General features: G+C 39.0%; 7 protein-coding genes, 2 tRNA genes and 1 rRNA gene. 8 read left to right on the forward strand and 2 right to left on the reverse strand.

The window, feature by feature from the left end; translation table 11 throughout:
• Positions 1-64 precede the first annotated feature (64 nt).
• The 8 genes from rrf to MXE38_RS11450 all read left to right on the forward strand — a co-directional run bounded on the left by rrf (position 65) and on the right by MXE38_RS11450 (position 7126).
• Positions 65-180, forward strand: a 5S ribosomal RNA gene (gene rrf, locus MXE38_RS11415).
• Positions 181-190: 10 nt separating this feature from the next.
• Positions 191-267 (forward strand) — tRNA-Asp (locus MXE38_RS11420).
• Positions 268-277: 10 nt separating this feature from the next.
• A tRNA-Thr gene (locus MXE38_RS11425) sits at positions 278-353 on the forward strand.
• A 429-nt stretch (positions 354-782) separates the two neighbouring features.
• A complete protein-coding gene (locus tag MXE38_RS11430; RefSeq protein WP_246915072.1) occupies positions 783-1352 on the forward strand; it encodes a PaaI family thioesterase in 570 nt (189 codons plus the stop codon).
• Positions 1353-1391: 39 nt separating this feature from the next.
• Positions 1392-2606 (forward strand): chorismate-binding protein, encoded by a 1215-nt coding sequence (locus MXE38_RS11435; RefSeq protein WP_246915075.1) that lies wholly within the window; start codon positions 1392-1394, stop codon positions 2604-2606.
• A 4-nt stretch (positions 2607-2610) separates the two neighbouring features.
• Positions 2611-4653, forward strand: a complete 2043-nt coding sequence (menD, locus tag MXE38_RS11440; RefSeq protein ID WP_246915079.1) for a 2-succinyl-5-enolpyruvyl-6-hydroxy-3-cyclohexene-1-carboxylic-acid synthase — start codon at positions 2611-2613, stop codon at positions 4651-4653.
• A 45-nt stretch (positions 4654-4698) separates the two neighbouring features.
• Positions 4699-5523, forward strand: coding sequence for a 1,4-dihydroxy-2-naphthoyl-CoA synthase (gene menB / locus MXE38_RS11445; RefSeq protein ID WP_246915082.1), 825 nt, complete (start codon positions 4699-4701; stop codon positions 5521-5523).
• Between the two features lie 178 nt (positions 5524-5701).
• On the forward strand, positions 5702-7126 hold the full coding sequence (locus tag MXE38_RS11450) for a DNA cytosine methyltransferase (RefSeq protein WP_246915085.1): 1425 nt from the start codon (positions 5702-5704) through the stop codon (positions 7124-7126).
• A 95-nt stretch (positions 7127-7221) separates the two neighbouring features.
• On the opposite strand, the gene MXE38_RS11455 is transcribed toward MXE38_RS11450, so the two are convergent.
• Positions 7222-8361, reverse strand: a complete 1140-nt coding sequence (locus MXE38_RS11455; RefSeq protein WP_246915088.1) for an AMP-binding protein — start codon at positions 8359-8361, stop codon at positions 7222-7224.
• 30 nt (positions 8362-8391) lie between these two features.
• Positions 8392-9579: an o-succinylbenzoate synthase gene (locus MXE38_RS11460; RefSeq protein WP_246915091.1), complete on the reverse strand. Its 1188-nt coding sequence runs from the start codon at positions 9577-9579 to the stop codon at positions 8392-8394.
• Between the last annotated feature and the right edge of the window lie 486 nt (positions 9580-10065).

Below are 10065 nucleotides of genomic sequence, written 5' to 3' on the forward strand. Positions count from 1 at the left end.
CATTAAGTTAGTAAAGAGTTAAAAACAATAAGCTTGAATCTAAGCATTTTTAAACACCGATTTGCTTGGCGACCATAGTGCTATAGACCCACCTGTCCCCATTCCGAACACAGAAGTGAAATGTAGTTACGCCGATGGTAGTGCAACGTACGATTGTGCGAGAGTAGGTCATCGCCAGGCTTAATTTTGCGGAGCGGTAGTTCAGCTGGTTAGAATGCCTGCCTGTCACGCAGGAGGTCGCGGGTTCGAGCCCCGTCCGTTCCGCCATCACTTAAGTGCTGATATGGCTCAGTTGGTAGAGCGCACCCTTGGTAAGGGTGAGGTCCCGAGTTCGATTCTCGGTATCAGCACCACTTTTCTTGAATAACCACCTAACGGTGGTTTTTTCGTTTCTAGGCCTTCCAAATTTTAACAACATTGCCTCAACGCAATGTTTGCCTGCATCTCTATCCTAAAGCCAAATCTATTACTGCTAAGGCTCACCGCCATACATGACCATAGCTGGTCATTTCTCACCTCACTACCCTTCAACTTACTGTACCTGATCTTATACGCTAAGAAGGGGGCATAAGCTCGTATGAGCTAATAAGCTAGCTTCTCTAACATGCCTGGATAGCAGTTAATGACAAATTAATGGATCTGTTTCGCACCTTTGAACTATCAAATAATGAGCCTTAAATAGCCATGCTATAATATTTCATTCTTTGCTTGCCTAAGTGGTTCTTGTGGCAAGCGTGGCTTAATTAAGTTCACTTACAGTACAAGTAATAAGGCTCTTATCCATGAGTAGCTTTGACCCAAATAGACCTGCCTCTTCTTGTCCTTCTGACAAGATATATTTAAAACAAGCTTGTTTTAGTCGCTGTCTTTGCGATCAAGATTTGGTTGATTTTGACTTATACCTAGCCTTATATGGTGTTCCTAATACCGATGGCTATGAGCAAGGTAAGCTCAACGTAGGTCAAAACATGGAAACTTGTTTAGTCAAAGAGCTCAATATTGATTTTCTTGAGTTAAGAGCAGGTAAAGTAAAGGCGGTCATAAAAATAGATGATGTTCATTGTAGAACTACTCCTATTGGCCCAATATTACATGGTGGAACCTCTCTTGCCTTTGCAGAAACGCTAGCAGGGGTAGCCTCCATGGCCTTATGTAAAGCTAAAGAGCATCCTGTAGGAGTAAGCGTAAGTGGTAATCATCTTGCCATGGCTTATAAAGGACAATCACTATTTGCCTTATGTACTCTTATCCATAAAGGATCTTCTAGCCACTTATGGAATGTGGATTTAACTAACGATGATGGTCGTTTGATTTCAACTGTTAGAGTAACCAATGCCATTATTAAAGGCTAAAGGAACAATTGTATCTTCTGTATACTTTGTGAGGGAAAAGTGTCTGGAAAAATTAATTTCGATGTAGACCACGTGATAGCAAGTCTTATTGCTCAAGATCAGCCTTTTGCGTTATACCGTCTGCCTAATGAAACCGAACCATGTTTAATTATGCAAGACGACATGAACTTAGTTGAGTGTCAGTCTTATGATGAGCTGGGGGAGTGTAGTGGCTTCTTAATGGCTCCTTTTGCTTTAAGCAAAGATGCTCCTATGGTGGTATTAAAAGCTGATAAGTATATCTGTGGTTTTAGCGCTATTACAGACTTTTTCCAAGAACTTAGTCTCAGTCCAGCTTTTAGTGCTTATAGCAGTGATACAAGCGCTAAAAACTGTGCTGAGGAAGTAATTTTTGAAGGCTCTAATGAAAGCTTATGGCAAGAGCAGCAACAATGTTATCAAGCTGACTTTGCTACCTTTCATGAAGCTTTAAATGAGCATCGTTTTGATAAGTTAGTACTTGCTACTAGACGAGCTTTTATATACCAGCCTTTTAAGGCTTTTGCTTCCTTTATGAAGGCCTGCAAGCTATACCCTAAAATGATGGTATCGCTAGTACACTCAGCTAAGACTGGTACTTGGCTGGGCGCTACTCCTGAGATTTTATTAAAGGGTCAAGGCAAGTCATACCAGACCATGTCCTTAGCTGGCACCATGCTTAGTTCAGATGAAGCCTGTCAAAATCCTAATGATCTTAGTGGTTGGTCAGATAAAGATCGTTTAGAACAAGAGTATGTAACTACCTATATTGAGGATGTTATCAAACCATATGCTCTTGATATCAAAGAGCAAGGCCCTTACATTGCCATGGCTGGTCCTGTTTGTCATTTAAGAACCGACTTTGAGTTTACTATTAAAGACGATGCTGTCATTGGCTCTTTAATTGGTAAGTTACACCCAACTCCAGCAGTATGCGGCTTACCTAAAGAAGAGGCTTATCAATTTATTGTTGAAAGTGAGAGTATTAACCGCAGATATTACTCTGGCATGCTAGGCCCTATTAACTTAGAGGGGCAAAGTCAGATCTTTGTAAATTTACGCTGCATGGAAGTTAAGTTTCCAAAACCATCTGAGAACAATGAAAAGGTGTTGGCATTAGCTTATGCAGGTGGTGGTAATTTACGTCAATCACAATGCCATTTAGAGTTACAAGAAGCCTGTAATAAGATGAGGGCTATTTGTTCTGCTATTGCAGATCCAACAAAAGGAGAGTAGTCACATGGGAAATTTTTCTAATAAAAAGAATGTACTCCAATTAGTGGCTCTGATGATTAATCATGGGGTTAAAAAAGTTGTTTTATGCCCTGGTAGTCGTGATATTCCTATTGTTCAAACTATCCTAAGCAGTAATAAGTTTGAAGTGTACTCCATCACTGATGAACGTAGTGCTGGATTCTTTGCTATTGGTTTAGCTCAAGAAAATTTAAATCGTGAGCCTGTTGCTATAGTAGTAACTTCTGGTAGTGCGCTATTAAACTTACATCCTGCTGTTAGTGAAGCCTTCTATCAACAAATTCCATTATTAGTTATTTCAGCTGATCGTCCTAAAGCTTGGATTGGTCAAATGGATGGCCAAACCTTACCACAAGAAGATGTATTTAAGACTTTAGTTAAGAAGTCAGTTTCCTTAGTGGAAGTACAAAGTGATGAGGACGAGTGGTATTGTAATAGGCTAATTAATGAAGCTTTATTAGCTCTTAATCACAATGGCTTAGGCCCTGTTCAAATTAATGTGCCGATCTCCGATCCTTTCTTTAGCTTTGAGGTCGACGCATTACCGCAGGTTAGAACTATTAAGCGGTATGATTACACCAATTTTAGAGAGCTTGAACTGCCTCAATACCTTTATGATGATCAAGACAAGTACGAAATAGACTTGGCTACCGAGCAGCAAAAGTTCTTGCAGAGTATTCAGAGTGATTACACTTTATGCTCATCTGAGGAATGGGCACAATCTTTGGCTGCCTATCTTAAGCAAGCTAAGAGTATTATGCTGGTGGTAGGTCAGAGTGTATCAGGCCTAGGAGTAGGTAAAGATAGTAAGCTTTGGCAGGATTTAAGTGAGCATATGATAGTAATGGCAGAGACCATTGCTAACGTTGAGTATGATAGTAATATCTGTACTCAAGTCGATCTTATGATTTCGCAATTATCACAAGCTGCGCCTCTAGTAGTTACCGACAATCAAAGCTCTCCTTGCTCTCAATCATATAAAAGAGCATTAAGAGCACCAGATTTAGTAATTACTGTTGGTGGGCATATTATTTCTAAAAGCTTACGTAAGTTTTTAAGAGCGCATCACCCACGCAATCATTTGCATGTTAGCCCATCTGGTGAGGTGGTAGATCTGTTCCAATGTGTCAATGGCATTATTCAGCTTGATGAACAGTTCTTTATTCGCATCTTACATAGAGCAGTAACCATCTTAAAAGAGCAATACTCAGTAGATCTTGATAAACTCATCAAAGATACCCATGCATCGACCTATACTCGCTATACCAGCACCAGTATGCCTAATTTAGAGATGCTGTGCTCTATGGTGGATAATGCTAAGGTCTTGCCTGAGGATTATGCTAATGCTCGCTATATTTACGCCTATTTAGCAAAGATTATCTTATCTAAGGTAAGCACACCTAAATTTGAGTTCTCTCATATGATGGCTGTGGAGCAGCTACTCAATAAAATTCCTGACAATTGCGCCTTACATTTAGCTAATAGTTCATCAGTGCGCTATGGTCAAATGTACGGTAATAAGATGTTTAAAGATCGCAATGTTACCGTGCTAGCTAATCGAGGCGTGAATGGCATTGAGGGCTCTTTATCTGCTGCCATGGGCTATGCTGCGGCCAGTAAGGATTTAAATATTGTCGTAATAGGTGATTTAAGCTTCTTTTACGACATGAATGCCTTATGGAACAATTACGTTAGCAATAATGTGCGTATCTTACTATTAAACAATGGTGGTGGTGAGATTTTCCATGCTCTGCCTGGATTAAGTTTAGACAGTAAAGGAAAGCACTATGTTACTGCTCAGCATAATACCTCAGCTCAAGGTTGGGCTACCTCAAGAGGCTTTAAATATTGCAAAGTAGTAAATGAAAACGAGCTTGATAATGCTTTAGATTTATTGGTAGCTCCACTTGAACAATGTGATAGTCCTGTTTTAGTGGAATTTTGTACCAAAGCTACTACTGATGCTTTATGCATGAAAAAAGGTATGAGTGACTCACGTACTAAGGCTTATGCCTCATTAGTAGAGTAATATTATCCAAAAGAACTAGTGTTTGTTTAAATTAGGAAGTTATTTATGGCACAAACTAGAGAGTGGAAGACCATAAAAGAGTATCAAGATATTCTTTTTGAGTTCTTTGAGGGCATTGCAAAGATTACTATTAATCGTCCTCGTTACCGTAATGCTTTTACCCCAACCACTACCACAGAGATTTCTGATGCTCTTTATTATTGCCGAGAGTGTCAGGATATTAATGTGATTGTCCTTACTGGTGCTGGAGATAAGGCTTTTTGCTCTGGCGGCGATATGAATGTTAAGGGCCATGGCGGCTATGTAGGTACTGATGGTGTACCTCGTCTTAATGTTTTAGATGTACAAAAGCAAATTCGCTCTATGCCTAAGCCAGTAATTGCTATGGTTAATGGTTTTGCTATTGGTGGCGGTCATGTGCTACATGTAGTATGTGATTTATCCATTGCCTCTGATAATGCCATCTTTGGTCAGACTGGCCCTCGAGTAGGTAGTTTTGATGCTGGCTTTGGTTCTTCTTACTTAGCTCGTGTAGTTGGCCAGAAAAAGGCTCGTGAAATCTGGTTTATGTGCCGTCAATATAATGCTCAAGAAGCTTTAGAAATGGGCCTTGTTAATAAGGTTGTTCCATTTGATAAGCTTGAGGATGAAGTTGTTGAGTGGGCTAAGACCATGATGCAGCACAGCCCATTAGCCTTACGTATGATTAAGGCAGGCCTCAACGCTGAGCTTGATGGTCAGGCTGGTATTCAAGAATTAGCTGGTGATGCTACTATGCTTTACTATATGACCGAAGAAGCCCAAGAGGGTGGTAAAGCATTCTTAGAAAAGCGTAAGCCAGATTGGAGCAAGTATCCAAAGTTCCCTTAAACTAAGAGAAGAGGCACACTCACAAGAGCGTGCCTTTTTTCATACTCCTTAGAAAGCATTAGTCTTTACGTGTCTTAACGCCATTACAAAAAAACGACTAGTAGTATGCTCATATAAAATATAAATACTAGATCCAATATGTTAATATCATATACAAATTTTTCTAAGGGCGTATTAAATGAATGATCAGAATTTGGCTAAAAGGCTGTCTGTTCCAGAGGTGGCTGCTCAATTAAAAGTATCAGCTCAATATGTTAGACAGTTAATTAAGAGCGGTAAGCTCAAGGCAGAACGTAAGGGCACACAATGGTTGATTTTTCCAGAAGATATTCAGCAGTATCTTAAAGCCTACGAGGTAGTAATAGAGCCTGACGACCATCCTAGACTAACTGATTACGTGCCTGAGATCATTGCTTTAAGCTTTTTCTCAGGTGCCATGGGATTAGATATAGGTATGGCTGATGGTGGCATTAAGGCTGTTCTTGCTTGCGAGTGCAACAGGTTCTGTCGTATGACCATTGCGCAAAACAATCCTAATATTGCGTTAATAGGGGATATCAACAAATATAGCGCTGATGAAATACTAGCTTTTGCCAAAATTCCCAATAATCGCAAAGTAGATGTAATTTTTGGCGGTCCACCATGTCAGGCATTTTCCACTGCTGGAGCACGTAAGTCATTAGACGATCAGCGTGGTAATGTGTTTCTCAAGTTTTTAGACATAGTCTCTCAAATTAAGCCTACTTATGTAGTAATGGAAAATGTAAGAGGATTACTGTCAGCAGAGTACCCTCTACAAGATAATGAGGCTCCTGTTAAGGGTGGAGCTTTATTGAAAATATTGCAAAAACTAAATGAGGCTGGATATCAAGTTTCTTTTGAGCTTTACAATGCTGCTAACTTTGGAGCGCCTCAAATAAGAGAGCGCTTGGTAATTATTGGCAAGTTAGGAGATAGTAAGGTTCCTTATTTATATCCTACTCATGAGCAAGCATTAGCTACTGATAATCCATCTACTGAGCATGGATTGTTGCCGTGGAAAACTTTGGGTGAAGCTTTTGCTGAGCATTTAGGTAATTTAGATGAGAAGTCTCATCACTACATTGAGTTTCCTCAAAAAAGATTAAAGTTTTATTCTTTATTAAAAGAAGGACAATACTGGAAAGATTTACCTGAGGAACTACAGCTAGAAGCTATGGGTAATAAGATTAAGTTAGGTGGTGGTAAGACTGGCTTTTTCAGACGTTTAAGTTCTTGCAAACCTGCACCAACCTTAGTCACAGATCCTACTATGCCAGCTACTGATTTGTGTCATCCTACCAAGCTTAGACCTCTTAGTGTTGAGGAATATAAGGCAATACAGGAGTTTCCTAGCAATTGGAAAATCTGCGGGCCTGTAAAAGAGCAATACCGTCAATTAGGTAATGCTGTTCCTATCAAGCTTGGGCAGGCCATTGCCAAAGTAATTATTAACGACATGAAGGGCATAGTTAAAGACTCCCCTGCCAACTTTAAATACTCACGCTATAAAAATACTGACGAGCAAAGCTTTTTGCATAGTATGAACAAGTATATTGAGAAAAATAAAAAGGAAGGTCTCTAACATTAAAGATACCTGGGAGACAAATTAAGATAAGCAACTAATTGTCTCCCTAGTTTTGGTAGTGAAAAGCTAGCTTTTTAGTGGCCACTGGTACTTTATTGAGCCAATATCTTAGCTTGGGCACGATCGGGCTTATTAGTACCTGTAAGAGGAATTGCTTCTACCTTTACTATAGCTTTAGGGTGCCAGTATTTAGGCATCTTATCAAAAAGCACTTCTAGCTCATTTGGGCTTAGCTCTTGGTTATCTAAAGTGGCATAAAGCATTACTACTATGGAGCCAAATTTAGGATCGGGACGGGAGCTAATTAATAAAGAGCAATTTTTAAGACGACTATAACTATCATCCAAATCTGATTGCCTATCTTTGAGCCACTGTTCTAGCTCTTCTATTTGTAATTTAACTCCACCACTATTAATAACATTATCCTTGCGACCTAAAACTCTAAACTGACCTTGGTCATTAAACTCCACAATATCATTAGTAATAAGAGTTTCATTATTTACTAAAGGCGCTTCAATGGTAAGAGTCTGCTCGGCGCTTGGATAGACTTTTACTCCTGTAAAGACACTATAAAAGGAGGAAGCTTGTGGCCCACTTAAGCGTCTTAGAGCTATATGAGATAAGGTCTCTGTCATGCCATAAGTGCTATAGACATTATGAGGAAAGCTCTTAAGTTTTGAGGCTAGAGCATCGTCAACAGCACCACCGCCAATAATAAGATGTTCTATAGCTTTAAGGCGTTGTTCATGTGAACTGTCTTTTAGAGCGCTGCTAACTTGCATAGGGATCATAGCTGCAAAATTAAGAACTTCACTATCGCTAATAGCAGCTATTGGATTTGAGCAAGGAGGAACTAAGATCAGTTTTAAACTGCCTACTAGGGCACGCACTACCAACATTTTGCCTGCAATATATTCAAGAGGCATACATAGCAAAGCTGAATCTGGATGCTTTAGACCTAAAAAAGAGAGGGTCATACAGGCGCTATTTATCATTTTGGTTTTCTCAACCATCATGACCTTAGGTTTACCTGTTGATCCTGAGGTTTTAACCTGAATTAAAGGACTGTCATTAAACCACTCCTTTAAAAACATAGCTAAAGAGTACTCAAAACTCTCAGTACCATAATGTTCTTGAACATATGAGGCAAAACTATCTTTTATGTCAGAGGCACTAAAACTTTTATCTTTCAGGTATAAAACCTGATCGGGAATATTAGTAATATAATTCATGATACTTGACCTAAAAAGAATGTGACCTTACTAAGAGAGGGTAGTAAAGATTTGCTTAGCTTGCTCATTTAAGAGAGTCTTAAGATATGAGTCGTAATTCTGCATACACTCTAAGTTTAAATTGCAATAGAGCTGAGCATTTTTAATATACATTGGAGTATTAAGATTATTGGTATAAAGAGCTCCTGTACCAAGACCTTGAGGCATAGTTAAGGTATTAGTAGCACACCATTGAGCTAAAGCATTAAGACCAATAGTTGACTCTAAGGCAGAGGTAATCCAGTGACCAATGTTGCGCTCTTGAGCTAAAGTTATCCATTCTTTAGTACCAGCAAAACCTCCATGTAGGCTTGGTTTAATTACCAAGTATTGTGGCTTGATAGTATCTAAAAGCTTAATTTTACTAGCAGTGTCATATACACCAATCAGCTCTTCATCAAGGCCAATATCAATTGGTGTGTTTTTACATAAAGCAGCCATATGCTCATACTGACCAGCTTTAATTGGCTGCTCAATAGAGTGTAAGGAGAATTTGCTTAGCTGTTCTAGCTTATAAGGAGCTTCTTGAAAACTAAAGGCTCCATTAGCATCAACTCTTAGCTCTAGCTCTTGAGGACTAAAGCGATCTCTAATGTATTGTAGTAAGGAGAGTTCCTGATCAAAATCTATAGCACCAATCTTAAGTTTGATGCATCTAAAGCCTTCTTTAAGCTTATTTTTAATGCGCTCACCCATGGTATCAAAATCACCCATCCAGATAAGACCATTAATAGCAATACCACTTTCATGGCGACTAAAAGGACTGTCCCATAGAGTTAAGGTAGAACTTGGGTGGTTAAGTTGATAGCGCATATGGGTTAAGAGAGACTCAAGACCAAAGAGCATGGATGGATAGTTTAAAAACTTACTGCTATCTAATTGATAAGAGAGTAGCTCATCAATACTTGTTGCTTTTTTAAGGTCTTGGAAAATAGGTGCCAAGAGGTCTTTTAATTTTTGCTCGTAATACTTAAGACGCTCTTCAAAGCTTGAGCCAAGAGAAAGGAAGTCTGAGCTTAGATCTGGTAGTGGGGCGCACTCGCCAATACAAAGAAGACCATCTACTTCTAAGGTTACGTACCATACAGTGTGGCTATAGTAGGTGCCTCGAGAGGTCATAGCAGGTTCTTTAAACTGTAGATCGTAGCGATAAATGCCACCTTGAATATTCATAGCCATACCAGAATGCTCCTATACATAGAAAATAAGAAAACATAGTAGCACTTATTAAGTGGCAATTGTTTGATGGTAATTAGCTATTATTGTATAAAAATATGGCGAATTTACCATTTTATTAAATTGAAGTTAGAGAACCTAGCAAAATTTTAAAGAAATTTTATAGGCGTGATTTATGTCACAAAATCGCATGTACATCGGCTTTGTGGTTGTATGTCTAAGATAAAATTATAAATTCACCTTAAAATTTTTTTAAAAAGGTGTTGACGTTGATTTAAAAATCATTAAAATACGTCTCCGCTGTCACGCACTAAGGCGTGAAGCTGCAAAAGCCAAGCGCTTTGAAGGTCTTTAAAAATTAGTAAGTACAGACAATCTGTGTGGGTTCTTTAAGTTAAGAACTTTGAGTTTTAAGCCAACATACTGGCAACTAGTTATAGTTGCACTTCAAACGAATCATTAAAGTGAAGAGTTTGATCATGGCTCAGA

It is taken from the genome of Anaerobiospirillum sp. NML120448, assembly GCF_023050945.1.
GTDB lineage: Bacteria > Pseudomonadota > Gammaproteobacteria > Enterobacterales > Succinivibrionaceae > Anaerobiospirillum.

Bases quoted from the DNA above. Each gene is read 5' to 3' on its own strand.
- menD (WP_246915079.1), top strand. From the start codon at position 2,611: ATGGGAAATTTTTCTAATAAAAAGAATGTACTCCAATTAGTGGCTCTG.
- MXE38_RS11455 (WP_246915088.1), bottom strand. From the start codon at position 8,361: ATGAATTATATTACTAATATTCCCGATCAGGTTTTATACCTGAAAGAT.
- menB (WP_246915082.1), top strand. From the start codon at position 4,699: ATGGCACAAACTAGAGAGTGGAAGACCATAAAAGAGTATCAAGATATT.
- MXE38_RS11450 (WP_246915085.1), top strand. From the start codon at position 5,702: ATGAATGATCAGAATTTGGCTAAAAGGCTGTCTGTTCCAGAGGTGGCT.
- MXE38_RS11460 (WP_246915091.1), bottom strand. From the start codon at position 9,579: ATGGCTATGAATATTCAAGGTGGCATTTATCGCTACGATCTACAGTTT.
- MXE38_RS11430 (WP_246915072.1), top strand. From the start codon at position 783: ATGAGTAGCTTTGACCCAAATAGACCTGCCTCTTCTTGTCCTTCTGAC.